We start from the raw sequence: 23,836 nt of genomic DNA on the forward strand, positions 1-23,836 counted from the left end.
AAATTTGTATGCAACACATACTAATATCTTTTCCCGGAGATGCAAGAGCCGTCTGCAGCAATCTGCTCATTCGGGCGGGCATCGGAGAAATTGCGGCCGCCGATATTGACTAACCCGCTGATTTTGATGGTTATGGCGCCTGAACGAAGCGAGACGAATGATGGCCACAAAACCACCGCAGGACGAAATCGAAGCCGAGGAGGCCTCCGTTATGCCGCCGCTCGACGTCGGCCGGCTCGGCAATCTCCTGGGCTTTCACCTGCGCATGGCGCATGTGGCGATCTATCGCGATTTCGCCGAAACCATGGAGGAGCTTGGACTGACTCAGAAGCAGCTCGCGGTGATGGAACTCGTCGCCGGCAATCCGGGCGCTTCGCAAATCGACCTTGCCAATACGCTCGGCACCGACCGCGCGACGATGATGGCCCTCGTCAACCGGCTGGCAGCCCGCGACTTCATCGAGCGCCATCCTTCCGCGGCCGACCGCCGGCGCCAGGAACTGCGTCTGACGAAGGCCGGACAGGCAATGCTTACGCGGGCGCGTAAACTGATCGATACGCATGAACGGCGTTTCATCGACCTGTTTTCATCAGACGAAATGGAGGCGCTGCTGGCGGCGCTGAAGCGGATCTATAAGGGGCACTGACCCCGCTTCCGCTTCGGAAGCACGCTGCATCCAAGCCTGTAGATTTCTATTGGGAAAGTCCCGTGTTATGATCCCGGTCCAGGCGTCGTCCGCCGTGGGTTCTGCACACGGAGACTTGTCTCATGAGTGAAATGGACGTGCTTTTTGCCACCCTGCGGCAGGCGGCTGACCCGCAGACGGTCGAGTGCATCGAAAACGTCGTCAAGCATGGCTCGGATCGCGATCTCAATCGCATCAATGCGCTGGCCTTCGCCGAAAAACATCATCTCGATGAAGAGAAAACCATCGCAGCGCTTCTCCATGCCGCCCGCATAGGCGCTTTCGAGATGACCTGGAATGTGCTTTGCCCGGGATGCGGCGGCGTCCTCGACAGCGGAGCAACCCTGAAAGGCGTCGTCCAGGACACCTATCATTGCGCGCTGTGCGCCGCCGGATACGAACCGACCCTCGACGAGATGGTCGAGGTCACCTTCACCGTCAGTCCGCGTGTGCGCAGGATCGCTGCCCATGATCCTGACCGGCTGCCTCCGCTCGAATATTACCGCCAGATCTTCTTCAGCTCCGGCGTCGACCTGCCGGAGGATCTGGAAGCGAAGTTTCAACGCATCCTGCTGGAGATGATCGAGCTGGCGCCGGGCGAGAAGGCTTTCGTCTCGCTGCAGCTGCCTTCGCAATTCGTCATCATCTTCGATGCGGTCACGCACTCGGCGCAGTTCATCGATGTGCAGGGCGAGCCCACCGGTGAGCGCCAAAACCTCTCCATGGTCATCAGCCGGGGGCATGCGCTGAACGATACCGTGACGCTGCGCCCGGGCTTGCTGCGGCTCGCCCTCGAGAACCACACCGATCGCCGCGTGGTGCCGAATGTCTGTATAGCGGGAGATGAGCTGCATGATCTCTTGGGCCGTCGGCGGCCTTTTTTGACGGCCAAGCGCCTGCTGACCAACCAGAGCTTCCGCGACATCTATCGTACCGACACGCTCGACGTCGACCAGCGCCTCAAGATCACCAGCCTGACTTTCCTCTTCACCGACTTGCGGGGCTCGACCGCGCTCTACGAGCGCGTCGGGGATCTTGCCGCTTTCGATCTGGTGCGGGCGCATTTCAGGGTTCTGCACGAGATCGTCGCCACGGAGGCCGGCGCGGTGGTCAAAACCATCGGCGATGCCGTGATGGCGACCTTTCCGAGCCCGGACCGCGCGGTGGCGGCAGCACTCCGCATGCGGGAAGCAATGCTTCGGTTGAATGCCGAACACGGCAGCGACGATCTTCTCCTGAAGATCGGCATCCATGAGGGACCATGCCTCGCGGTCAACCTGAACGACCGGCAGGACTATTTCGGCCAGACCGTCAATATCGCCTCCCGCGTCCAGGGCCTTGCCGACCCCAATGTCATCATGACGACGGAGGCGATTGTCGGCGATATCAAGGTTTCAGAGATCCTGCACGACAGCGGCATCAGCTCCGCCTCCCGGATGGCGGAGCTTCAAGGCATCGGGCGGGAGGTGAGGATCTTCGCGCTGTCGTGACGTTGATCTTCTCGTCGAGGTCAAGTGAACTTCAGCAGTTTCCGCTACGGTCCATTGTGGACTTTCATTGAGCAATCAGTGTTCGACAGCTTCGCGCCTTCGCTCCGGTCAGAAGGCCGGTCGGGTCACCTCGCAAGAGCACACTTTCCCTTGAGGGGGCGTTTCCCGATCCGCGCTACTCGCCTATGCTGAGAGCAATTCGTCGAGCTGCTCCAACTGCTCCGGCAATGCGGCTGCCGAGCCCTGCAGGGCTTCCTCAAGCGCCTCGTTGGACGGATAGACTTCGTGGAATTTCAATAGTGTCCTCCCGCCTTGGTCCTCGAACGTCACGGTCGTGATCGCACCTTCTTCGCCCTCGTCGTTGGTCCAGACGATGCGTTCGTTCGGCACGACCTCGAGATACTTGCCGTAGAAGGCCATGGTGTCCGAACCGTCGGCGCCGAATTCCAGCCGATATTTGCCGCCGGTACGGACGTCCATATCACACGATACGAGCGAAACGCCGGATACCGATTTTGGCACCCACCAGCGTTGGAACAGCTCGGGCCGGCTCCACGCCTTGTAAACCGTGCTCGGCGGCGCATTGAATATCCGCGTTACCAAGAGTTCGCGATCTCCTCTGCGCTCGACTGACGTGCGGTTCTGCGCACCATCTGCACTGTTGACTTGCTCAGTCATCGCTTCCCTCCTGTTTCATTTCGCTGATGATTTCGTCCAATGCTTCGAAGCGGCCCTCGAAGAGCTTGCGGTGCGCCTCGATCCACTCGGCCTCCACCTTGAGGCCGCGTTTCCCAAGCTTGCAGGTTCTCACCCGCCCGACCTTCTGCGTGACGACGAGCCCCGCTCGCTCGAGAACCTGGATGTGCTTCTTCATGCCGGTCAGCGTCATCTGGAACTTATCCGCGAGACTGGTGATCGACGCGTCGCCCCGCCCAAGCTGATCGATGATCCCGCGGCGGGTCGCATCGGACAGCGCCGCGAACGATAGATCGAGGGGAAGGCCTGGATACTGAACCATTTAGTTCAGTATTAGCCTGCTCGCACAGGAAACGCAAGCATTCCGAACGTTCCATGCCGTAGACCGCACCGCGGCGGCGGCGGCAGAAAATCATCTGGCGCGCGACCGACAGCTGCAGATGTGCTCCTGCCGGGCTTCAGGTAAGTTGAGCGAGGATATCGTCGACGACACTTGTGATGGTATTCGCCGTGTCGATATTATTGCCGGCCGGAAGATGCTCCCGGCTACGATGGTAGCGGAGCACCAGCGCCCGCTCGGCCGGCTCGAAGCCCGGCTCGTTCGGGCGTCCATCCAGTCGTCGGTTCAACGTCTCAACGTCGATGTCGAGCACGAAAACCTTATCGAACAGGTCGAGGAATTTGTGGAAATTGCGCGAACCGCCACAAAAGAACGTGGCAGGACGGGTGGTGTCGGCAGCGATCGCTCGGACCTTGTCGACAGGCCAGATCCAGTGAGCGTATCCCCAGGCGATGCGGTCTGCGCCTTCGGGTGGTCCTGCGAGCGCCTGGCCTGTCTCGGGGTCGCCGACATAGGCCAAAACGCGGTCACCATGGACAACATGGTAGCCCCGCCGCTCCAGTTCGGTAGCGACAGACGTCTTTCCAGTCCCCGAGCCGCCTTCGATCAGATAGTTCTTGATGCCCATGAGCCCTCTTTATCACGGCCTTCAATACGGTGAGAAGACACTCTACCTGGGTGTGTTCCGCCAACGAGCTCACCTGATCAAGGTTGGCATTCGGTACAGTTGGATTAAGGGTGAATGTCCGGCGGGATCGCGCCCCATGTCGGCCGTAGAAGTCGATCTGGTACCGTTCGCCATATTCGCCGCGCCCGAGATGTGACGGGGGTCTACGGTGCGGCGGGCGGTGGCGGCACGCTCGGCAAAGGGGCGCAGATGATCGTCATGACCAATGAGAAGGGCGCTCAACTCGAACTCTCAGGCAAGCAGGTAGGCCTGCAAATCAACGCTGATCTCAGCGGTATTGCCATCACGGTAAAGTAAAGTTGGCGTCAAGAAGCCCCTGAAGCAGCGCCAGATTTGGGCGATCCGCTTCTTCCTAGACCGGGAAGGGCGGATGAGAGATGCTGCGCTGTTACGCCGAGCCATTTCGGCCGGTGGAGTAATCGGCCACCGGAACGAAAAATTTAAGGGCGACAAGTTGCATCTTTCACTACGCACCAAGCAAATTGCCACTGTCGGAAGCACCCTCCGGGGAAGCTCCACATACCAGCACCAACAGGTGTCACCCGGCACTACCGGGGTGACAGATCGTCCTGATGACGTTGGATGAAGGCCGCGGTCCGGTCGATATCGTCAAGACCTGATGAACGAGAGCAGGTCGGGGTTAAGCACATCTGCATGTGTGGTCAGCATGCCATGGGGGTAGCCCGGATAGGTCTTCAGCGACCCGTTCTTGAGCAGGTCGACCGCACGCGGAACGGAACTTGCAAATGGGACGACTTGATCGGCCTCGCCATGCATCACGAGCACCGGCACGGTGATCTTTTTGAGGTCTTCGGTATAATCTTCCAGCCAAGAGTCGACAGTCGCGTAGTGAGCCAGGGCACCACCGGCCATGCCCTGGCGCCACCAGTTCGCAATGATCGCCTCCGAAGGCTCGGCCCCGTCGAGGTTGTAACCGTAGAACGGGTTCTCAGGGACGAACCGGAAGAACTGCGACCGGTTGCCCAGCACGCCCTCGCGGATCGCTTCGAACCACTCCGGCGGCTGACCGGACGGGTTTTCCTCGCTCCGGTACATGTTCGGCGTCAGGGAAGCGACCAGTACCGCCTTCGCGACGCGCTCCGGGTGGCGGGCGACATAGCGAGCCACCTCACCGCCACCTGTGGAGTGGCCGATGTGGATCGCGTCGCGCAGGTTGAGGTGCTCGGCCAGGGCCGCGAGGTCGGCAACCCAGTGGTCCATGTCGTTGCCGGTGCCGGGCTGGTCGGACCGGCCGTGGCCGCGCCGGTCGTGGGCGATCACCCGGTAGCCGTGGCGAAGGAAGAAGGTCATCTGGGCGTCCCAGTCGTCCGCCGATAGCGGCCAGCCGTGGCTGAATACGATCGGCTGGCCTGAGCCCCAGTCCTTGTAGAAGATGTTTACGCCGTCCGTCGTAGTAATTGTAGGCATCGTGTCGCTCCATCTGCCCTGTTGAACATTCGTTTTTGGATACAGCTGATTGCGAAATACCTCCGGTGAGGCGTGTTCGATCATATCCCAAAACTGCGACGTTGACTAAATCCCCTCTTTATCAAGGACAAATACCTTGTACGTTGGAGCTATGCCTTGAATGTATAGCGAGGACCCGATGGAACTCAGGCATTTGCGCTATTTTGTTGCTGTTGCGGAAGAGGGAAGCTTACTGACCGCAGCCGAGCGGCGGCTACACACTTCCCAGCCCTCACTCAGCAGGCAAATTCGCGATCTGGAAGCCGAAGTCGGTGTAAAGCTGCTGGAACGGCAGCCGCGCGGCGTGACGCTCACCGCCGCAGGCAAAGTGTTTCTTGATCACGCGCGGCTGGCGTTATTGCAAGTCGAAGCGGCTGCGGAAGGGGCCCGGCGGGCAGAGCGGCCGGAAAAGCAGTCGTTCACTATCGGTTTTCTCGCAGGGCAAGAGGTCGTGTGGCTACCCCATGCATTGCGGATCATTCGTGAGGAAGCGCCGGAGGTTGAAATCGTATTGTCCAGTCAGTCTTCCCCGGACCTCGCTCTGGCACTGATGCGAGGCAAGCTGGACGTCGCTTTCCTTCGCCCCGAGACGCAGAGTGTTGGTGTGTCCTTCAAATTTTTAGCCAAGGAGCCACTGATCGCCGTACTGTCCGCGGACCATCGCTTGACGTCGCGCAAAAAGATCGGGCCGCAGGACCTTGCCCGCGAAACTTACGTCAGTTCGGCTAGAATTTCTCCCGTATTGCAATCCGTGATCCAGGATTACGCGTCGGAAGTCGGGATCACACTCAAGGCAGAATACGAAGGTGACGGCCTGCCATCAGCAATGTCGCTCGTCGTGTCTACAGGTGGAATAACGCTTATTCCGCTTTATGCGCAAAATATGCTGACGCCAAATGTCGTTGCCAGAGCACTTGAGGGTGTGCCTCCGACAATCGATCTCACCTTAGGATACAACGATTCAAATTCCTCGCCTTTGCTCCGCCGATTTTTGTCTCGTTCTGATGAATTAGTCGCCAACGTACAAAATCAGAGCATCATCCGCTATGCTGAAGTTCCATAGTAGAGATCAAGCTCATGCGATTTCTGCTTGTTGGCGTGCTCCCGAATTTTGTCGCGCCCCCATAATGGTCATCGAGCCACAGGTAGCTGTTGCTGCTAAGCGGACATGACGCGGTGACAACGCGGGTCGCAGTTGCGCCAAAAGCCGCCATTCCGCCCCATGCGGGTGATTAGATCACGAATTCCTCCTCGTAGGTCTGTGGCTCGGGAACGACCGTAACCTCCACCGGAACGATCCAATTGGCCGCGTAGCTCTCGCAGTCGGAACGCGGGAGGTCGGGCTGCACGCACCCGGCCCCATCGATCGCGCGGCATCGCAGTATATGTCGCCCCACGTCTTCAGGGGTCCAGATGTACTCCCACAAGCGCCATGCAAAAGGACGGTCTGTTTCGAGGAGCCTTCCCTCGCGCCAGCCCCTGCCATCACCGGTGCAGACCTGCACCTGCCGGATAGCGGCCTCTCCGCTCCAGGCGGCTCCGAAAATCCGATACGGTTGGCCGGCGACGAGACGCGCCCCCTGCACGGGACGCGCGATCTGCGCTTTGACTTCCATCTCCGCAAGGGGGACCAGCCTGGGTTCCCCGAGGCTGCGCTCCCAACGGAAATAGTCGCGCGCCTGCCAGTAGCCAAGGAACGGTTGCTCCACAACCGTGATATGCGTGATCCACTTGACCCAAGCCATGCCGAACCAGCCACCCACGACCGCGCGTAGCGGGTAGCCGTGATCAGGTGTCAACGGCTCCTCGTTCATCGAATAGGCAAGGATCGTGCTGTCAGCGATGGCCTTCTCAAGCGGTAAACTGCGCGCAAAAGCGATCGGGCCGGGAGAAGCCGTTTTCTTGTTCGTGTCGACGACGCCGCTGTCGGCGCCTGCGAGCAGAACTTCACATGCGGTTGGCTTAACGCCGGCCATTTCCAAAATCTCGCTCAGAGGAACACCTGTCCACGCAGCATTGCCGACGGCTCCGTTCTGCCACTGCAACCCCTCCTTCGGCGGCACATAGTGGACGCGCCCGTTCCCTGCGCACTCGACGACGGCGGTGAAAGTCGTGCTCCGCATCGCCTTGATGCTGTCGAGGTCAAGTTCGATCGGCCGCTCCACCGCCCCGCCAACGCGCAATCTCCAGTCTCGCGCATCGAGGTCCGGCGACGGGAAATGGTTTCGCACGAAGAACAGCTCGGTTGGGATCAGCCAATCGGAGAGTGACGCAAACGGAAACTCAATGTTTGGTGGGGACTTCTGTCGAATTATCAGACTGGGTTTCTCTGGTGTCGGCATCGTCCTCGTCTCCCCTTCCAAGAGCACAACGTCGGCTCTCGATCGCACGAATTCCGGTTCGATCACACCGCCCCTCGCAGTGCGCCTGTCGCGTTCCGCCTTAGACCCTAGCACATACCGCACGTTCCTCGGATCGACCTCGAACGGCAGCAAAGGGCCGTCAACAGACTTTGGCGGCAAAAACTCTGATGCCCGCTTTTGGTGTTGGGCGATCGTTCACCGATCCGTTGCGACGGTTACTATTGGCGCATTGCAGTCCTACGTCTATTGGCGGCTTCCCTATCAATGCGATTTGCGATCCAAGACCGGCAAATTCCAGCATTGACCAATGAGCCCCGAGCCTAAGGCCAGTCGGCATAGCCTGAGGAGAGCATGCTGTTTTCCGAGCCGGCTGACGCGCGGGCGATGTCGCGGTAGCCGGCGGGGGAAAGGCCGGTCTTGCGTTTGAAGAAATGGCTGAAATAGGTCGGGTCGCGAAAGCCGAGGCTGTCGGAGATTTCCTGGATATTGCGGGCCGAGCGCTCCAATCTCAGCCTTGCCTCCTGCACCACGCGCTCATGCAGAAGCTGGATCGGCGAGCGGCCGAGCGCCCTCTGGCAGATCGAATGAAGCCGGTCGGCGGTGACGCCCAATTCCGCCGCATAGTCGCTGATCGGCCGGTGCTGGCGGAAACCGGCCTCGACCAGTTGCCGATATCGCTGCAGGATCGATCCGGTTTCGCCCTGCCCGCGCGGCTCGCTTCTTTCGCCGTCGGAGCCGCGCCACAGCGTCATCAGGATCAGCCGCATATAGGCGGAGGCGACCATCCAGGAGGAACGGGAGGGATCGGCGAGTTCCCGCACGAAGCCCGAAATCAACGGACTGATTTCAGCCACCAGCAAAGGGTCCCGCGCCTCGACCGGCTTGCGCTGCTCGGTGAAGATGCGCAGCGAATAGGATTCCACCTTGTCGCCGATCGCATCGACCATGACCTGCGCCGAGGCTCCGACGAGATGGGCCGCGGTTCCGGCGGAAATCGACAGATCGCACCGTGCCTGCGGCGGCAGGAAGGCAAGCAGCGGCCCTTGCAACGACCGATCTTCGCCGCTGTCGAAATGAAGCTCGGCCCGCCCCTCTCCGAGCAGCAAGAAATGGTAGAAATCGGCGTAGAGTCCCTTTTGCAGACGGATGCGCCGATGCGACAGCGACGGCGCATGCCACTCGCCCCTGGCATAATGATGAATGCCGCCGTCCGTCGCCAACGCCTCTCCTCCGCTTCCACCCGACATTGGGACAATCGCCGGATAATTACAATATTAACCCAATAAATCGCATTCCATCTATAATTGATCGGCGTAACCTTATCGTCATCAGCCTTTGGGAGGAGGCATTCCGACAGACGCAGCAACGCTTGGACAGCCTTCCGGGCTGTTGCGTTCGCTCGTCTTCTCCCCAGGGCAACATGGCGGGGTGAAACGGTGTTTTCGGCAAAGCTGATGATCAACAACGAAGCGCTGGATGCTTCCGAAGGGGCGACCTTCGAACGCATCGATCCGGTGACCGGCGATGTCGCAACGACCGCTTCGGCGGGATCCATCGCCGACATGACGCGGGCAGCCAATGCCGCCGCCGCCGCCTTTCCCGACTGGTCGCAGGCCGGCCCAGGCGAACGGCGCAGGCTGCTGAACGCTGCCGCCGATCTCCTGGAGGCCCGCACGCCGGAACTCATTGCCGCGATGACCGGCGAAACCGGCGCCACCGCGCAATGGGCGGCGATCAATTGCGGGCTCGGCGCCGATATTCTTCGCGAGGCGGCGGCGATGACCACGCAAATCTCAGGCGAGCTCATCCCGTCAGGCATTCCTGGAAGCCTCGCCATGGCGGTGCGCCAGCCGGCCGGCGTCTGCGTCGGCATCGCCCCCTGGAATGCGCCGGTCATTCTCGGCACCCGCGCCGTCGCCATGCCGCTTGCCTGCGGCAACACCGTCATCCTCAAGGCCTCCGAACTCTGCCCGAAGACCCACGGCCTGATCGGCGACATCCTGCGCGACGCCGGCTTCCCGCGCGGCGTCGTCAATGTCGTTTCCAATGCGCCGAGCGATGCCGCCGCCGTCGTCGATGCCCTGATCGCCCACCCGGCCGTGCGCCGCATCAACTTCACCGGCTCCACCCGTGTCGGCAGGATCATCGCGGAAACCTCGGCAAGGCATCTGAAACGCTGCCTGCTCGAACTCGGCGGCAAGGCGCCCTTCATTGTCCTTGCCGACGCCGATATCGACGAGGCGGTCAGTGCTGCCGCCTTCGGCGCCTTCATGAACCAGGGCCAGATCTGCATGTCCACCGAGCGGATCATCCTGATGGACGAGATCGCCGACGGCTTCGTCGGCAAGTTCCGGGCGAAAGCCGCAACCCTCGTTGCAGGCCACCCGGAGGAAGGGAACACGCCGCTCGGCACGCTGATCAACGCGGAGGCCGTGCGCCGCGTCAGGTCGCTCATCGATGATGCCTTGCAGAAGGGCGCGGTCCTCCTCTGTGGCGGCGAGGCCCACGGCACGCTGATGGATGCGACCGTCATCGATCACGTCACACCCGCCATGCGCATCTACCGCGAGGAGAGCTTCGGGCCGGTCGCGGCAATCATCCGAGTCGGCAGCGTCGACGAAGCCGTGACGGTGGCCAACGACAATGAATATGGGCTTTCGGCGGCGGTTTTCAGCGCCGATGTCAATGCGGCCTTGGCCGTCGCCATGCGGCTTGAATCCGGCATCTGCCACATCAACGAGGCGACGGTTTCCGACGAGCCGCAGATGCCGTTCGGCGGCGTCAAATCGAGCGGCTACGGCCGCTTCGGCGGCAAGGCGGCGATCGACGAATTCACCGAGCTCCGATGGGTGACCATGGCATCGGGAAAACGGCAATATCCGATCTGAATTCAGATCGGCGGAGATGAACAATGGAAACGGGCGGGAGGCCCGTCTCGAGAGGGAGGAATGATTTCATGAACGGAAAACTCAACGCGGCATCGCTCACCCGCCGCTCTTTCATCGCATCCGCCGCGGCGGGCAGCGCAGCCCTGGCGCTTTCCGGCCGCGCGGCCTTTGCCGAGAGCGGCGACACTTTGAAGGTCGGCTTCATCAGCCCGCGCACCGGCCCTCTCGGCGGCTTCGGCGAGACGGACGGCTATGTGCTCGATCTGGCGCGCAAGGCGCTGGCAAACGGCCTGCAGGCCGGCGGCAAGACCTGGAAGGTTGATATTCTCGACCAGGACACCCAGTCCGACCCGTCGCGCGCCGGCCAGCTGGCGAAGGACCTGATCAACAATCAGGCGATCGACCTGATGCTCGCCGTCTCGACGCCGGAAACCATCAATCCGGTCGCCGACGCCTGCGAGGCGGCCGGCATTCCGTGCCTGTCGACGGTCATGCCCTGGGAAGCCTGGTATTTCGGCCGCGGCGCCAAGCCCGGCGCGCCGTCACCCTTCAAGTGGACCTATCATTTCGGCTTTGGCGTCGAAGAATTCCACAAGGCCTATGTCTCACAGTGGAGCCTGATCGAGACCAACAAGAAGGTCGGCGTCATGTATCCGAACGACGCCGACGGCAATGCGATCCGCGCCCATCTGGCGCCGGCACTTGCCAAGGCCGGCTTCACCATCGTCGATCCCGGCGCCTATGAAACCGGAACCACCGATTTCACGGCGCAGATCGCCCTCTTCCGCCAGGAAGGCGTGGAGATCTTCAACTCCTTCCCGATACCGCCCGACTTCGCCGCCTTCTGGCGTCAGGCCGCGCAGCAGGGCCTGACCCAGCAGATCAAGATTTGCCAGGTGGCCAAAACAGGTCTGTTTCCCTCCGACATCGAGGCGCTCGGCGATCTCGGGATGAACATCGGCAGCGCCGCCTACTGGCACAAGGCCTTCCCCTATAAATCGACGCTGACCGGCGTCTCGGGAACCGAACTTGCCGATGGCTATGAAACGGCAAGCGGCAAACAGTGGACACAGCAGCTCGGCGCCAGCCTTGCGCTTCTCGATGCCGGATTCGATGCGCTGAAGGCGAGCACCGACGTCAAGAGCAAGGAGGCGGTCGCCAAGGCGCTCGCCACGCTGAAGACCACGACGATCGCCGGCAAAGTCGATTTCACCAGCGGCCCGGTCGCCAACGTTTCGCCCGGGCCGATCATCGGCACACAATGGGTGAAAGCGGCCGAGGGCTCGAAATTCGCGCTCGACTATGTCGTCACCGAAAACGCCACCGACCCCAATGTCCCGGTCGGCGCCAAGCTGATCGCTTATAACGGGTAACGCACGGTGCAGCAGATAGCTCAAAATCGGCCGGGAGGAGCCTTTCTCTCGGCCAAAGGGATCCACAAGCAGTTCGGCGCGCTCGTCGTCCTGGAGAACCTGGATTTTTCCATGGGCGATGGCGATGCCGTCGGCATTGTCGGGCCGAACGGCGCGGGCAAGACGACGCTGCTCTCCGTGCTCGCCGGCGCCTTCCCGCCGAGTGCTGGAACCATCACTTTCGACGGCGCCGATGTCACGGGCCGGACGGCGGCGGAACGCTGCCGTTCCGGGCTGGTGCGGACCCATCAGGTGCCCAAACCCTTCAGCGGCATGACGACCTTCGAAAATGTCTTCGTCGCCGCATCGTACGGCCATGCCGCAAGCCGCGACGAAGCCTATGAGCGTGTGGTGGATTCGCTTTCGCTCTGCGGCATGCTTGGAGTGGCCAACCGCCCGGCCGACACGCTCGGCCTTCTCGATCGCAAACGCCTGGAGCTTGCCCGCGCACTCGCCACGCAGCCGCGGCTGCTGCTGCTCGATGAGATCGGCGGCGGCCTGACGGATGGCGAAGCGAGCGAACTCGTGGAAACCATTCTCGAACTGCGCCGCCGCGGCATCGGCATCGTTTGGATCGAGCATATCGTCCATATCCTGCTGCAGGTGGCGGAACGGCTGATCTGCATGGATGCCGGCCGGATCATCGCCGACGGCGAGCCGAAAGCGGTCATGAGCAACGCCGAAGTCGTCAAAGCCTATCTCGGAGGGACGCCGGCATGAGCCTACTTTCCATCCGCAATCTCGACGTCCGCCATGGCCTGCTGCAGGCGGTGCGCGGGGTGAGCTTCGATATCGCCAAGGGCGAGGTGCTGGCGCTGGTCGGGGCCAACGGCGCGGGCAAGACGACGCTGCTCAGATCGATCGCCGGCGCCCACCTCCCATCCTCCGGGCAGATCCTTCTCAACGATGAAGACCTGGCCGCCATCCCCTCCCACAAGCGGATCGCCAAGGGCATCGCTTTGGTGCCGGAAGGCCGGCGGCTGTTTTCGCAGATGACGGTCGAAGAGAACCTGCTTCTCGGAAAGAGCTGCGGCCGCAAGGGCGAGTGGAGCATCGATCGCGTCCTCGACGCCTTTCCCAACCTGAAACCCCGCCGCCACGCCAAGACAGGCCACCTCTCCGGCGGCGAACAGCAGGCGACCGCGATCGGCCGGGCGCTGATGAGCAACCCGGATATTCTTCTGCTGGATGAAGTCTCGCTCGGCCTTTCGCCTTTGGTCGTCGATCGCGTCTATGCCCAGCTGCAGGCATTGCTGACCTCGGGAAAGACGATCGTGCTGGTCGAGCAGGACCTTGCCCGCGCCATGAGCGTCGCAAGCCGGGTCATCTGCATGCTGGAGGGACGCATCGTCCTCGACAGGCCGGCCACCGCCGTCACCCGCGAGCACGTCACCCAGGCCTATTTCGGATTGCACCGGGCAGCCGGCGAAAGGAGCGCATCATGATCAACACGCTGATCCAGGGCATCCTGCTCGGCGGCTATTACGCCGTCATCGCCTGCGGCCTGTCCTTCATGTTTTCAGTCATGCGGATCATCAATCTCGCGCATGGCAGCCTGGCGGTCGCAGCCGCCTACGGGCTGTGGCTGCTTGCCGCCAAAGCCGGCATCCCGCCTTTCGCCGGCCTGCTGATCGTGCTGCCGGTCATGGCGGTTCTCGGCTGGCTGCTGCAGCGATTCATCCTCGAACGCAGCGCCCGCGGCGGCACGTTGCTGCCGATTCTCACGACCTTCGGCCTGTCGATCGTCATCGACAATCAGCTGTTCGAGCAGTTCGGGGCCGACACCAGATCGCTCGCGCCCTTCATCGGCAACCTGTCCTATGCATCCTGGCAGCTGCCGGGCCACATCTTCGTCGGCAAGCTTGCGGTGATGATGATGGTGACGGCAGTCTTCATTCTCGGGGGACTGCAATTCTTCCTCCGCCGATTTGCGCTCGGCCGCGCCATCCGCGCCACGGCCGAAGATCCCGATACGGCGGGGCTCGTCGGCATCGATGCGCGCAGGGTGAATGCCGTCGCCACCGCCATCACCATGGTCACGATCGGGATTGCCGGCGCCTTTCTCGGGATGCGGGCAACGTTCAGCCCCTATGCCGGCGGCCCGCAGCTTCTCTTTGCCTTCGAGACGGCCGTCATCGGCGGAGCGGGATCGCTGTGGGGCACGCTTGCCGGCGGCATCGTGCTCGGCCTTGCTCAATCGCTTGGTGCGCAGCTGCATCCGCAAGGCTTCCTGATCGGCGGCCATGCCGTCTTCCTGCTCGTTCTCTTCGTCAGGCTGTCCCGGCTTGGCATGCCTCAACTCGACAAGCTCGGCGCGTTCCTCAATTTTCGCGCCCGTCTTCGGAGCCCGACATGACATTCGTCTCCAATGGAATTTCGATCGAGCGCTGGACGAAATCGTCGCGAGTGGCGCTCGGCTCCATGGCCGCGGTTCTCATCCTGCTGATCTTCGCTCCCGCCGTGCTCGGTGCCGGCGCGATCGACAGGATGACCGCCCTGTTCATCTATGTGATCCTGGCCGCCATGTGGAATGCGCTCGCCGGCTTCGGCGGGCTCGTCTCGGTCGGCCAGCAGGTGTTCTTCGGCCTCGGCGCCTATTTCACCATTCGCCTCGCCGATGCCGGGCTCGATCCCTTCGTCTCGATCTTCGCCGCCGCGATCGTGACCGGCGCATTGTCGATCCCGCTTTCGCTGTTCATGCTGCGCCTGAAGGGCGGCGAGTTCGCGATCGGCATGTGGGTCGTAGCCGAACTCGCCCATCTGCTCGTCAACCTCGACCGGCTCATCCAGGGGGAAACGGGGACGTCGCTGATCTCACTCAACGTCTATGACAGCGGCACGCGGCGGGCCACGATCTACTGGCTTGCGCTGGCGTCCATGGCGGCCCTGCTCGGCGCGCTCTTCATGCTGATGCGCAGCCGCGCGGGCGCGGCGATGCAGGCGATCCGCGACAATGAAGAGGCGGCGACCTCGGTCGGCGTGCGGGTGATCGCCACAAAGAGGCTGCTCTTCGTGCTCGCCGCCTTCGGTATCGCCATCGCCGGCGGCCTGTGGCTGGCGACCGCCACGACTTTCCAGCCGAAGACCTATTTCAGCGTCCAGTGGACGGCCTACATGATCTTCATGGTGCTCGTCGGCGGGATCGGCAAGTTCGAGGGCGCGATTCTCGGCGCCATCCTGTTCTTCGTCATCGAAACCTTCTTCGGGGCAGCCGGCGTCTGGTACCTGATCGGCCTCGGCGCCACCGCCCTGATCTTCTCGCTCTATCTGCCGCGTGGCCTCTGGGGCGAAATCGAGCGCCGCTTCGACTTCCAGCTTCTGCCCGTCGGCTACCGGCTGAAACTGCCCGGCCCCACCAAGATCAAATGGAAAGAATGAGCCGGTTTGCTTTCCGGTCTCCAGCGAAAGGTGACATTCATGCTTTTTGGTAAAACAATCCTGGTGACCGGCGTGGCCTCGGGCATCGGCGCCCGGACGGCTGAGTTGGCCGGCCAGATGGGCGCTGAGGTGATCGGCGTCGATGTGCGCGAACCGGCCAATGGAAGTGCCGCCTTCATCAAGGGCGATCTGTCCACGCCATCGGGCGTCGCTGAGATCGTTGCACGGCTCCCGGCGCGCCTCGATGCGCTCGCCAATGTCGCCGGCCTTTCCGGCAATACCGGCGTCGTCTCGACGCTCGCGGTCAATTTCTACGGCCTGCGTGCCTTGTCGGAAGCGGTGGCACCTCGCTTGCGCGAAGGCGGCGCCATCGTCAACGTCGCCTCGATCGCCGGTTACGGCTGGCGCGCCAATCTCGAGCGGGCGAAGTCGCTGACATCGATCGAGGGCTTTCCCGATGTGGCGGCAATCGTTGCCGAACATGGCCTCACGGATGAGCAAGCCTATCCGCTCTCCAAGGAACTGCTGCTGCTCTGGACCATGCGCGCGGCCCACCAGCCTTTGTTCAAAGCGCGCGGCATCCGCGTCAATGCGGTGAGCCCCGGGCCGGTGGAAACGCCGATCCTCAAACAGTTTCGCACCGTGCTCGGCGACGCCAGGGTCGATAGCGACATCACCCGGGTCGGCCGCGCCGGCACATCAGCCGATATCGCACCCGCCGTGCTTTTCCTCTGCTCGGATGGCGGGCGCTGGATCAACGGCGCCAATCTTGCCGCCGACGGCGGCCTCGAAGCATCGATCAACGCCGACGTCCTCGGCTTCTAGTCATTATCAAAGGAGACCCACGATGAATATTTCCCTCCTGATCAACGGCGCGGACCGCCCGGCCTCCGACGGCCGAACCTATGACCGCATCGATCCCTTCACCGAAAAGCTCGCCAGCCGCGCCGCCGCCGCGAGCCTGGAGGATGCCGCAGCCGCCGTCGACGCCGCTTCAGCCGCCTTCGGCGCTTGGTCGAAGACCGGCCCCGGCCAGCGCCGCGCGATCCTGATGAAGGCCGCAGACATCATGGATTCCAAGGTGGACGAGTTTACCCGGCTGATGATCGAGGAAACCGGCGCCACCGCGCCCTGGGCCGGCTTCAATGTCATGTTCGCCGCCAACATCCTGCGCGAAGCCGGCGCCATGACGACGCAGATCTCAGGCGAAATCATCCCTTCCAACAAACCCGGCACGCTCGCCATGGGCGTTCGCCAGGCGGCAGGCGTCTGTCTGGCAATTGCCCCCTGGAACGCGCCCGTCATCCTCGCCACCCGCGCCATCGCCATGCCGATTGCCTGCGGCAACACCGCCATCCTCAAAGCCTCCGAGCAATGTCCTGGCACGCACCGGCTGATCGCAACGGTGCTGACCGAAGCCGGCCTGCCGGCCGGCGTCCTCAACGTCATCACCAATGCGCCGGAAGATGCACCTCAGATCGTCGCTGCGCTGATCGCCCATCCCGCCGTCAAACGCGTCAACTTCACCGGATCGACCAAAGTCGGCAAGATCATCGCCGAGATTTGCGGCAAGCACCTCAAGCCTGCCCTTCTCGAGCTCGGCGGCAAGGCCCCGCTGGTTATTCTCGACGACGCCGATATCGACGGCGCGGTCAATGCCGCCACTTTCGGCGCCTTCATGCATCAGGGACAGATCTGCATGTCGACGGAGCGGATCATCGTCGATAGCTCGATCGCCGATGCGTTCGTCGCCAAACTCGCCGCCCGCGCCAGCCAGCTCCCGGCCGGCGACCCGCGCGGCCATGTCGTGCTCGGCTCGCTGATCAGCCTCGATGCCGCCAAGAAAATGGAAGAGCTGATCGCCGATGCGACGGCCAAAGGCGCAAAACTCGTGGCCGGCGGCAAGCGCTCCGGCACCGTGGTCGAGGCGACGCTGCTCGATCACGTGACATCGGACATGCGCGTCTATGCGGAAGAATCTTTCGGCCCGGTCAAGCCGATCATTCGCGTCTCGGGCGAGGAAGAAGCGATCCGCATCGCCAACGACACCGAATACGGCCTGTCATCCGCCGTCTTCAGCCGCAATATCCAGCGGGCAATGGCGGTTGCGGCGCGGATCGAATCCGGCATCTGCCACATCAATGGCCCGACCGTGCACGACGAGGCGCAAATGCCCTTCGGCGGCGTCAAGGGCAGCGGCTACGGCCGCTTCGGCGGCAAGGCGGCGATCGCAGAGTTCACCGATCTGCGCTGGATCACGGTCGAAGATTCCGCCCAGCATTATCCCTTCTGAGGGGCAGCAAGGTTTCCGCTGCGGACGGCAATCGTCCCGAAGGTTGAGCGCGCCACGGCCATCCCGGTTGTGGCGCGATCAGAATTTGGGCCGGTGACATTCGCCGCTGCCCGCCGCGACCCTTCAGACCGAGGAACCGCGCAGAGCCTCGGCAAGCTTCAGCCAGAGATCGTGGGGCGGCGAGGGAACCGACCGCGAATCTTCGTCGGAGGCCCGAATATCGGCGACAACCGCGTTTACTCTCACCGCCGCCATCATCCGCCGAAATTTTGTGGCCTTGTCCGTGAACCGCTCCGAGCCGCGCTCGCCCAGCACCGTGCGGATCGTTGCGACGGCCAGATTGAAATTTTTCTGCAACGGCCTGAACGCCCCACGGTGTTTGTCCCGCATGCCGACGCGGAGATCCCCGTGGGCGAAGGCCGCCATCGCATCGTTGAAGTCGTAGAGATTGTCGTCGATCGACGAAATCAGTTCATTGAGTAGCGCCGCCGAGCGGCGAAGATCCGGATCGGTGTAGTCGGCATTCATTCGCCGCGTCAGGTTTCCATCCATGGCGGCATTGGCGAATGCTGCGATTTCAGCGCAGAATTTGGCTTTTTGATCTGCCGGATCGAGATCGCCGATATCCCGGCCCTGATAGGTCGTATTCGGTCCGGAGCCGTTCATTGTTTCGACCACAGACGCCGAGCCTCTGCGCATGCATCGCCGCCGGACTTGCGGTGGATCATAAAAGCATAGATGCCTTGCACCATATCGTATTTCCTGCTGACCAATTGCATCGCTGCTATGTGTGAGCGAAACCGGCCCCCTGCCAAAACAGGACCATCCAAGGCAGCAACGCTTTAAAAAAGTCCTTCCTTGCCTCTAAAGTCGGATATTTGCCGCGCAGAACGGACAGCGTCAGCGTGTTTTGACCATGATCCAGCAGCCTGTAGGCTCCGATCGCCGCAGCCGGTTCGATGCGCAGCCTCGACCACCATTCCGATCAACTCCTCCTATTCGACCCGCTTCAAGTCTTTCAGAACGCCATATCCCGATCCGTCGTATTGCAGCCGGTGTTTGTCGATCGTCGTCTTGTCTTCGCTGTTGCAACTATTATCCGTTCCGACCGTATTGACGGATGTCGTCGTCTTCTCGGTGACGACGATGTCGGCAACCGCAGCTTTCGCTGACGGAACCATCGAAAGCGTGCGCGTCGTTTCACTAAACTCACCGGCACACACGGTATCCCATTCTCCATGACTCTCGCCGACGACAATGTTGTCGAGAACCGGCTTCAGCCCATCACCTTCGATCGAAAAGAGCCATAAGGTGGTTTCACCAAATGGATTGGCGCGCGAGCTGCCTTCCAGCGAAACACGCAGACCGAAAGCTGTTCTCCCCGGAGCGAATCGATAGCGTGCGGTATCGAAGGCGACGCTTCGTACACGAACGGCGTCGTCGGACATAAGGCCGTCAAGACGCAGCCGCTTTATCTGCAGGTTGGTGCTGTCGACGACCAGCAGTTCGATGTCCCCTTCGTTTTCCGAATCCGACTGCTCTATCATCAACGGGACCGCAATCAGCATCAGCTGGGGCTGAGCCGGCCAAACCCGGCAGATCACCGCATGCGGAACGCCATCAACATTGTCGTCCTTGGGTAGCGTGATGGTTGCCCCCTCGAACAGAAGAGTACCATCGTCGGCATCTGTCGCGCTCGGATAGGCTCGCCGAATGATGTCTGCCGCACGGCCGGCGCATTCATTCTGCCCCGCCAATGCCGCCGGACCGCCGAGCCCGATCAGAACGATCGGTGCGAAGAACAGGGTCCGGACGTTCGAAAACCGCTTCATATTCATCCTCTGCAAAACCAGCCATGCAACGCGTTGACCTGCGCCACCAGTAAGCCGCATTAAATTACCGGACGTTACCAGTAAGAATCGTCCGAGATATAATTTGCTGCTGTCCTCCGACTTCGACTGCGAATGAATAATAGATTTCGTCAGGCATGCGCGAGACGGCTTCGGATATTTTCAGTTTTTGATAATGGTCAGCCGTATTTCCCCCGGTAGCCCTATCTCGAAAATAGATCTCATCGTGCGAAGGCTCCCCGAGGCTTCGGCGAAGCTGCGGCGTGAGGGCTTTACCGCTATCGTCATAAATCGCCTTGTATGAATCCGTGCTGGTTGCCGCCAACAATATGGTCCAGATGTCCTCGGGCGCGGACCTGGCTTCCAGAAACAACTCGACTGCATTTTGAGGCATGTCCACACCAGCCGCGCGATAAATCTCGTCCAGATCATGGGGCGGAGGATCGGTTCGGCTTCGACTCGTCAAATCCATCAGCAGTGCGACATCGAGCGAAAATGTGAAGTGCCGTCCTGTCCTATGCCAGAGATTGACGGTTCCCAGGCTCGAATATCCGAAGGCGGCAAGGTCATCGGCACCCTTCTTGCCTCGTGGGGTTTGCCTCGCGTCTCAAGAAACTCTGCTGCGCTCATTCGTATTTCAAACCGCGATTAGAAAATGAACCAATATTCTCCAGCCGCGACCTCCGCGCTTCCTCGAAGACGTACCTTAATCAATGGAGTTGCACCTAATGCAAAGCGCACATCAATTATCGATCAGGCGGTCATGTCCGATCGTACGAACAGCTTCGAGATGCCCAAAGGCACCCCGACCACCCTCCTTTGGATCGACGTAGCGTTCAAATGTAAAGGATCCCATCTGTGTTAGAACGCCCAGATATTCGATAAATCCGCCGATTGAGAAATCCTTTGCGGCACCGTCACCGCCGAGGCGGAAATGCGGGACCATAGTATAAACCTGATTGGCACTGATCGGCCCGAGCCGACGACGCACGGTCTCGAAAACAGGCTTGCCGCTCCTAGAATCCACCCAGCCGTGAACATCGAAAACATTGGCGTCCACGGCGGCGGCTACCGCCATATCGTCATCGAAGGGAGGAATGCCCTCGATGACTTTGGTAGTAATGTCCGTGGTGGTGACCGTGCCGGAATTCACATTGAGTGTGATCACCTTAAATTTGGGATGCCAGATGCTGACTTCACCGAATGCATCACGCATGAAGGGCACCATTCTTGCGGCGTCGAATTCCGGATCGCCAGCAAACAACGCATGCAGAACAGGCATTATTGGCTCAGGATCGCAGATCCAGTAGAGACCATCGCGCCACTGCCCGCGACCATGTTCAATCCAGAAATCAACCATGGCGTCAGGGAGCCTCCCACGATAGCCCTCAGCCTGCGAAGCAGAAACCGTTGTACTATCTTTGAGCGGCCCGAATTCATCCAGGACTTCCTGCAGGGGACGCCGAGGTGTAACAGACATATTGGCTCCTATTTGACAACGAGGTTAACACGCATCATCGGGCAACCGTTGCGTGCGAGTTCTTGCGCATGCCGGTCGAGCGCGCCGCTGCGGCTGTCGGCTCGCCATTGAGGTCCTATGGAGCTGTTTTCTACAGTACCACCCATGCCAGATATCTCATTTTCATACCCGCCTGCAATCAGGTCCAACTCGTGGGTTGCTGCCAGAGAGGAGAGGTGATCCTGCCACGCTTTACGTCCATACTGAGCAACATAGGCCAGTTGATTATCTCGGATGTAAGCGTTCCGCACATTGTTTTGATAAGGGAGGGATGCGGCTCGGCGAGACGCTAGGGTTTGTTGACGTCCAGGCACGCCCGGTAGGATCGGCGCGCGCCTCTGCATATACTCGGATACAGGCATCCTATTGAGACGCCCCTCCTGTTCCTCAATCTGCCGTTCGAATTCATCCCGCTTTCCGTGGCTCTCGAAGGAAATCGTCTTGATTGGGCAGCGCCGGTTATAATCTTCATCAATACGAACGCTACTATCCGGCAAGATGGGAACCGGCGTTGGCTCCTCCGGCTTTGGTTTCTGCTCCTCTTCTTCCTTTTTCCGAGCCTCGGTTATCTCCTTGAGCTTCTGCTCGATCTGGTCTTCCGACAACCCCTGGAAGGGAGAGAGGACGCTTTGAACTTCGGCATCCGACATTGTGCGGACGTCCATCGGCTTTCCGGCCAATGTCGACAAAATATCATTGGCGAGCGGAACGCGTTCGTTGTCATTGATAATGAGGCCGTATTTCCCTTCCCAGGTCGAAGATTTGAACATATCCAAAGGATTGCTGACATGTTCGCGACCGCCAAGGAGGCGATTTTGAGTCATGACGTAATCGCCGGGGCCAGAAAGGATCGCTTGGAAAGCGCGCGCTTCCGCAGCTTTCTCAGCCTGCGTTTTGCCGAGATCGTCTAGGACCAGCGACCCGACGCGCCCCCAGATTCCAAATCTTTTGAGTACCGCCGAACCAATTTTAGGCCAACTGGCGGTCGGCGTCTGCGTCGTGGACGGAGCGGTTGTGGTCGCGCCCCTCGTCGTTCCACCTACCAGTCCGCCGCCTGGATTCGTCATTGTGCCGACATTCGCTTGCGCATATTGCGCACCCATGATCAGCGGCTCGGGCGAGGCATCGCTTATCACACGGCCTTCGTCTGAACTGGCACCATTCGAGCGCAGCGATCCCCGAACCGGATCATCGTCTTCCGGCGGAGCGTATGTCTGTGTCCCGCGCACGAAGATCGCTTCACCCTGCGTATTCCGATTGTTCATCCAAAAGCGGTCGAGATGACGGATAACGTGGGAACCTTCGGCGCGTACCTGCTCGGCATGATCAATCGGCTCGCAAATATTTTCAACGGTACCGGATTTGAAACCCTTTTTCGTTCCCGGAGCATCACCGTGGACATGCGTCGTGCACGAGCGCATGACCATCGCCTTTTTGCCGGTGAAGCGGACGGATGGCGTATAATCTTTGTCGTGCCCGCAATAGTCGACGATCGGGTACGGGATGGGGACGGCGGACGAGCCGACCGGCGTCAGGCAGACATCCGGCGACAGCGAAACGACCCGCGCCTCGTCCAAGTCGCGCAATCCCTCTCGGGGTAGTTTCGTCGTCCAGGGGCTTGGGTAATCGGGCTCGCCGACATAGTTGTCGCGCGGGATGCTCATGCCGCTACCCCGCCAGGAGCATCGGCCTCGACGTTAAGCCGTACCCGCGTCAGCGTCAGCTCGGTTCCGAGAGCCTCCGCAAGCGAAAAGCGGGCTCGCCAGGTCAGCATCACTCGCTCGTCGTCTCGCCAGTCGAAATGTACGCCGTCGAGTGACAGCACGTGCCATTCGTCGCGATCATGGCCGACACACCGTACCCCCAGCGTTATTCCCGGCAGCCGCCCTAAGGCGCGCGCAAAGCGCGTGTGCAGATAATCCAACTGATAATCCTCGTCACCGGCCAGATGCGGAACGGCAACGAGATCTGGATGAGCAGATTGCCAGAAACGCGCATCGAAATCCCTGGGCAGAAGCGGGTGGCGCTCGTTGAGCCAGACATCGTCATAAGTGCCCGCGTGTTGCTGGCGGGACCGCCACCACGGCGACACGAGGCCCAATCCCTGCGGCGCGGCCGGCTCGCGCCAATTCAGCGTCTCACCAGGTAAGGTAATCTGTGGTGCGGCGACAGGGGCGTGATCCGACGGCATCTCGAGATTGACGATGCCGCAGCCGAGCGGATTGCGTGCTTCGACATCGGCTGGTGTTTCGGTCTCCGGATCGCCGGTGCCGGGAACCTGACCGCCATAGGATTTGCTCCAGCACATTGGCACCTGGGATGCCGGCTCGGCTTCGGTAAGTTGCCAGTCCGTCAAGACGTGTTTGGCTTCCTTGGCCGAAAAGCCGGCCCATTTTTCCTTGATAACAGGGCGCCAAAAACGCGGGCCATGGACCTCAAGCTTTTTGGACAACTCTCCGACGCGCAGACCGACTTGCCATGAACGCGCCGGTGCGCCGTTCGGCGCATAAGCATTACCGAGGAAGGTGATATCGGTCCCGGCCTTCTCGGGCGTGAGATCGGTTTGGCGCAACAAAGGGCCGGCATGGGGATCACCGTCATAGGCGTCTTCCCACTGGAAGTCCTCCTGCTTTGCGGCGATGGCGAGCGCCTGGCCCTGGCGGTGAACGAACGTCCCGCGAACCGACACGACACAATCCAAATCGCCGTTGGCGTCGAATTGCCGAAAGGCCATGGCTGGAAAGGGAAGCCGGTTGATCAGTTCCAA

General features: G+C 61.1%; 23 protein-coding genes and 2 pseudogenes. 13 read left to right on the forward strand and 12 right to left on the reverse strand.

Annotation, left to right across the window (positions count from 1 at the left end; all coding sequences use genetic code 11):
• Positions 1-160 precede the first annotated feature (160 nt).
• Together CO657_RS27470 and CO657_RS27475 are read left to right on the forward strand one after the other, a co-directional pair.
• On the forward strand, positions 161-646 hold the full coding sequence (locus tag CO657_RS27470) for a MarR family winged helix-turn-helix transcriptional regulator (protein WP_054183814.1): 486 nt from the start codon (positions 161-163) through the stop codon (positions 644-646).
• 122 nt (positions 647-768) lie between these two features.
• Complete coding sequence (locus CO657_RS27475) at positions 769-2,175, forward strand: adenylate/guanylate cyclase domain-containing protein (protein WP_054183813.1); 1,407 nt, start codon at positions 769-771, stop codon at positions 2,173-2,175.
• Between the two features lie 183 nt (positions 2,176-2,358).
• On the opposite strand, the gene CO657_RS27480 is transcribed toward CO657_RS27475, so the two are convergent.
• The 3 genes from CO657_RS27480 to CO657_RS27490 all read right to left on the reverse strand — a co-directional run bounded on the left by CO657_RS27480 (position 2,359) and on the right by CO657_RS27490 (position 3,839).
• Positions 2,359-2,853 (reverse strand): SRPBCC family protein, encoded by a 495-nt coding sequence (locus tag CO657_RS27480; protein WP_054183812.1) that lies wholly within the window; start codon positions 2,851-2,853, stop codon positions 2,359-2,361.
• Positions 2,846-3,193 carry an ArsR/SmtB family transcription factor gene (locus CO657_RS27485; protein ID WP_054183811.1) on the reverse strand — a complete coding sequence of 116 codons (348 nt, stop codon included), beginning with the start codon at positions 3,191-3,193 and terminating at the stop codon, positions 2,846-2,848. Before CO657_RS27485 ends, CO657_RS27480 begins: the two co-directional genes overlap by 8 nt.
• Before the next feature lie 136 nt (positions 3,194-3,329).
• Positions 3,330-3,839, reverse strand: coding sequence for a P-loop nucleotide/nucleoside kinase family protein (locus CO657_RS27490; protein WP_054183810.1), 510 nt, complete (start codon positions 3,837-3,839; stop codon positions 3,330-3,332).
• A gap of 156 nt (positions 3,840-3,995) precedes the next feature.
• Between CO657_RS27490 and CO657_RS27495 the strand changes: the two are divergent.
• Together CO657_RS27495 and CO657_RS37630 are read left to right on the forward strand one after the other, a co-directional pair.
• Positions 3,996-4,196 (forward strand): annotated as a pseudogene (locus CO657_RS27495) (hypothetical protein); the annotation flags it as partial.
• A gap of 19 nt (positions 4,197-4,215) precedes the next feature.
• A pseudogene (locus CO657_RS37630) lies at positions 4,216-4,308 on the forward strand (integrase); the annotation flags it as partial.
• Between the two features lie 200 nt (positions 4,309-4,508).
• Here CO657_RS37630 and CO657_RS27505 read toward each other — a convergent pair.
• Positions 4,509-5,327, reverse strand: a complete 819-nt coding sequence (locus tag CO657_RS27505) for an alpha/beta fold hydrolase (protein WP_054183963.1) — start codon at positions 5,325-5,327, stop codon at positions 4,509-4,511.
• Between the two features lie 178 nt (positions 5,328-5,505).
• On the opposite strand from CO657_RS27505, the gene CO657_RS27510 reads away from it, so the two are divergent.
• On the forward strand, positions 5,506-6,429 hold the full coding sequence (locus CO657_RS27510) for a LysR family transcriptional regulator (protein ID WP_054183962.1): 924 nt from the start codon (positions 5,506-5,508) through the stop codon (positions 6,427-6,429).
• A 169-nt stretch (positions 6,430-6,598) separates the two neighbouring features.
• Here the strand turns inward: CO657_RS27510 and CO657_RS27515 are convergent, their stop codons facing one another.
• Positions 6,599-7,708 (reverse strand): sulfite oxidase, encoded by a 1,110-nt coding sequence (locus tag CO657_RS27515; RefSeq protein ID WP_245487175.1) that lies wholly within the window; start codon positions 7,706-7,708, stop codon positions 6,599-6,601.
• Between the two features lie 341 nt (positions 7,709-8,049).
• Positions 8,050-8,949 (reverse strand): helix-turn-helix transcriptional regulator, encoded by a 900-nt coding sequence (locus tag CO657_RS27520; RefSeq protein ID WP_054184480.1) that lies wholly within the window; start codon positions 8,947-8,949, stop codon positions 8,050-8,052.
• A gap of 234 nt (positions 8,950-9,183) precedes the next feature.
• On the opposite strand from CO657_RS27520, the gene CO657_RS27525 reads away from it, so the two are divergent.
• The 8 genes from CO657_RS27525 to CO657_RS27560 all read left to right on the forward strand — a co-directional run bounded on the left by CO657_RS27525 (position 9,184) and on the right by CO657_RS27560 (position 17,700).
• Positions 9,184-10,617 (forward strand): aldehyde dehydrogenase, encoded by a 1,434-nt coding sequence (locus CO657_RS27525; RefSeq protein ID WP_197283908.1) that lies wholly within the window; start codon positions 9,184-9,186, stop codon positions 10,615-10,617.
• Positions 10,618-10,685: 68 nt separating this feature from the next.
• Positions 10,686-11,990, forward strand: coding sequence for an ABC transporter substrate-binding protein (locus tag CO657_RS27530; RefSeq protein ID WP_054184478.1), 1,305 nt, complete (start codon positions 10,686-10,688; stop codon positions 11,988-11,990).
• Between the two features lie 6 nt (positions 11,991-11,996).
• Positions 11,997-12,749, forward strand: a complete 753-nt coding sequence (locus CO657_RS27535) for an ABC transporter ATP-binding protein (RefSeq protein ID WP_054184477.1) — start codon at positions 11,997-11,999, stop codon at positions 12,747-12,749.
• Positions 12,746-13,474: an ABC transporter ATP-binding protein gene (locus CO657_RS27540; protein ID WP_054184476.1), complete on the forward strand. Its 729-nt coding sequence runs from the start codon at positions 12,746-12,748 to the stop codon at positions 13,472-13,474. The genes CO657_RS27535 and CO657_RS27540 overlap by 4 nt, the downstream gene beginning before the upstream one ends.
• Positions 13,471-14,385, forward strand: a complete 915-nt coding sequence (locus tag CO657_RS27545; RefSeq protein WP_054184475.1) for a branched-chain amino acid ABC transporter permease — start codon at positions 13,471-13,473, stop codon at positions 14,383-14,385. The genes CO657_RS27540 and CO657_RS27545 overlap by 4 nt, the downstream gene beginning before the upstream one ends.
• Positions 14,382-15,407 carry a branched-chain amino acid ABC transporter permease gene (locus CO657_RS27550; RefSeq protein ID WP_054184474.1) on the forward strand — a complete coding sequence of 342 codons (1,026 nt, stop codon included), beginning with the start codon at positions 14,382-14,384 and terminating at the stop codon, positions 15,405-15,407. The genes CO657_RS27545 and CO657_RS27550 overlap by 4 nt, the downstream gene beginning before the upstream one ends.
• Before the next feature lie 39 nt (positions 15,408-15,446).
• Entirely contained in the window at positions 15,447-16,232 is a 786-nt protein-coding gene (locus CO657_RS27555; protein ID WP_054184493.1) for a coniferyl-alcohol dehydrogenase, read from the forward strand.
• A 22-nt stretch (positions 16,233-16,254) separates the two neighbouring features.
• Positions 16,255-17,700: an aldehyde dehydrogenase gene (locus tag CO657_RS27560; RefSeq protein WP_054184473.1), complete on the forward strand. Its 1,446-nt coding sequence runs from the start codon at positions 16,255-16,257 to the stop codon at positions 17,698-17,700.
• Positions 17,701-17,823: 123 nt separating this feature from the next.
• Here the strand turns inward: CO657_RS27560 and CO657_RS27565 are convergent, their stop codons facing one another.
• From CO657_RS27565 to CO657_RS27590, 6 genes are all read right to left on the reverse strand, one after another.
• Positions 17,824-18,399, reverse strand: a complete 576-nt coding sequence (locus tag CO657_RS27565; RefSeq protein ID WP_245292994.1) for a chemotaxis protein — start codon at positions 18,397-18,399, stop codon at positions 17,824-17,826.
• A gap of 296 nt (positions 18,400-18,695) precedes the next feature.
• Positions 18,696-19,592 carry a PA3715 family protein gene (locus CO657_RS27570; protein WP_245487176.1) on the reverse strand — a complete coding sequence of 299 codons (897 nt, stop codon included), beginning with the start codon at positions 19,590-19,592 and terminating at the stop codon, positions 18,696-18,698.
• A gap of 4 nt (positions 19,593-19,596) precedes the next feature.
• Positions 19,597-20,022 carry a hypothetical protein gene (locus CO657_RS27575; RefSeq protein WP_128715618.1) on the reverse strand — a complete coding sequence of 142 codons (426 nt, stop codon included), beginning with the start codon at positions 20,020-20,022 and terminating at the stop codon, positions 19,597-19,599.
• A 270-nt stretch (positions 20,023-20,292) separates the two neighbouring features.
• Entirely contained in the window at positions 20,293-21,030 is a 738-nt protein-coding gene (locus tag CO657_RS27580) for a GAD-like domain-containing protein (protein WP_054184470.1), read from the reverse strand.
• 8 nt (positions 21,031-21,038) lie between these two features.
• The gene (locus tag CO657_RS27585) at positions 21,039-22,733 is read right to left on the reverse strand and encodes a PAAR-like domain-containing protein (protein WP_063856445.1); all 1,695 of its coding nucleotides are present in this window, start codon (positions 22,731-22,733) and stop codon (positions 21,039-21,041) included.
• Positions 22,730-23,836 carry a DUF2169 family type VI secretion system accessory protein gene (locus CO657_RS27590; protein WP_054184469.1) on the reverse strand — a complete coding sequence of 369 codons (1,107 nt, stop codon included), beginning with the start codon at positions 23,834-23,836 and terminating at the stop codon, positions 22,730-22,732. The genes CO657_RS27585 and CO657_RS27590 overlap by 4 nt, the downstream gene beginning before the upstream one ends.

Source organism: Rhizobium acidisoli (genome assembly GCF_002531755.2).
GTDB lineage: Bacteria > Pseudomonadota > Alphaproteobacteria > Rhizobiales > Rhizobiaceae > Rhizobium > Rhizobium acidisoli.

Excerpts from the sequence above, each read along its gene's own strand:
- CO657_RS27470 (WP_054183814.1), top strand. The coding sequence starts at position 161 with ATGGCCACAAAACCACCGCAGGACGAAATCGAAGCCGAGGAGGCCTCC.
- CO657_RS27480 (WP_054183812.1), bottom strand. The coding sequence starts at position 2,853 with ATGACTGAGCAAGTCAACAGTGCAGATGGTGCGCAGAACCGCACGTCA.
- CO657_RS27545 (WP_054184475.1), top strand. The coding sequence starts at position 13,471 with ATGATCAACACGCTGATCCAGGGCATCCTGCTCGGCGGCTATTACGCC.
- CO657_RS27525 (WP_197283908.1), top strand. The coding sequence starts at position 9,184 with ATGATCAACAACGAAGCGCTGGATGCTTCCGAAGGGGCGACCTTCGAA.
- CO657_RS27490 (WP_054183810.1), bottom strand. The coding sequence starts at position 3,839 with ATGGGCATCAAGAACTATCTGATCGAAGGCGGCTCGGGGACTGGAAAG.
- CO657_RS27510 (WP_054183962.1), top strand. The coding sequence starts at position 5,506 with ATGGAACTCAGGCATTTGCGCTATTTTGTTGCTGTTGCGGAAGAGGGA.
- CO657_RS27585 (WP_063856445.1), bottom strand. The coding sequence starts at position 22,733 with ATGAGCATCCCGCGCGACAACTATGTCGGCGAGCCCGATTACCCAAGC.
- CO657_RS27555 (WP_054184493.1), top strand. The coding sequence starts at position 15,447 with ATGCTTTTTGGTAAAACAATCCTGGTGACCGGCGTGGCCTCGGGCATC.
- CO657_RS27540 (WP_054184476.1), top strand. The coding sequence starts at position 12,746 with ATGAGCCTACTTTCCATCCGCAATCTCGACGTCCGCCATGGCCTGCTG.
- CO657_RS27560 (WP_054184473.1), top strand. The coding sequence starts at position 16,255 with ATGAATATTTCCCTCCTGATCAACGGCGCGGACCGCCCGGCCTCCGAC.
- CO657_RS27575 (WP_128715618.1), bottom strand. The coding sequence starts at position 20,022 with ATGGATTTGACGAGTCGAAGCCGAACCGATCCTCCGCCCCATGATCTG.
- CO657_RS27565 (WP_245292994.1), bottom strand. The coding sequence starts at position 18,399 with ATGCGCAGAGGCTCGGCGTCTGTGGTCGAAACAATGAACGGCTCCGGA.
- CO657_RS27530 (WP_054184478.1), top strand. The coding sequence starts at position 10,686 with ATGAACGGAAAACTCAACGCGGCATCGCTCACCCGCCGCTCTTTCATC.
- CO657_RS27550 (WP_054184474.1), top strand. The coding sequence starts at position 14,382 with ATGACATTCGTCTCCAATGGAATTTCGATCGAGCGCTGGACGAAATCG.
- CO657_RS27580 (WP_054184470.1), bottom strand. The coding sequence starts at position 21,030 with ATGTCTGTTACACCTCGGCGTCCCCTGCAGGAAGTCCTGGATGAATTC.
- CO657_RS27570 (WP_245487176.1), bottom strand. The coding sequence starts at position 19,592 with ATGCGGCTTACTGGTGGCGCAGGTCAACGCGTTGCATGGCTGGTTTTG.
- CO657_RS27485 (WP_054183811.1), bottom strand. The coding sequence starts at position 3,193 with ATGGTTCAGTATCCAGGCCTTCCCCTCGATCTATCGTTCGCGGCGCTG.
- CO657_RS27475 (WP_054183813.1), top strand. The coding sequence starts at position 769 with ATGAGTGAAATGGACGTGCTTTTTGCCACCCTGCGGCAGGCGGCTGAC.
- CO657_RS27505 (WP_054183963.1), bottom strand. The coding sequence starts at position 5,327 with ATGCCTACAATTACTACGACGGACGGCGTAAACATCTTCTACAAGGAC.
- CO657_RS27515 (WP_245487175.1), bottom strand. The coding sequence starts at position 7,708 with ATGCCGACACCAGAGAAACCCAGTCTGATAATTCGACAGAAGTCCCCA.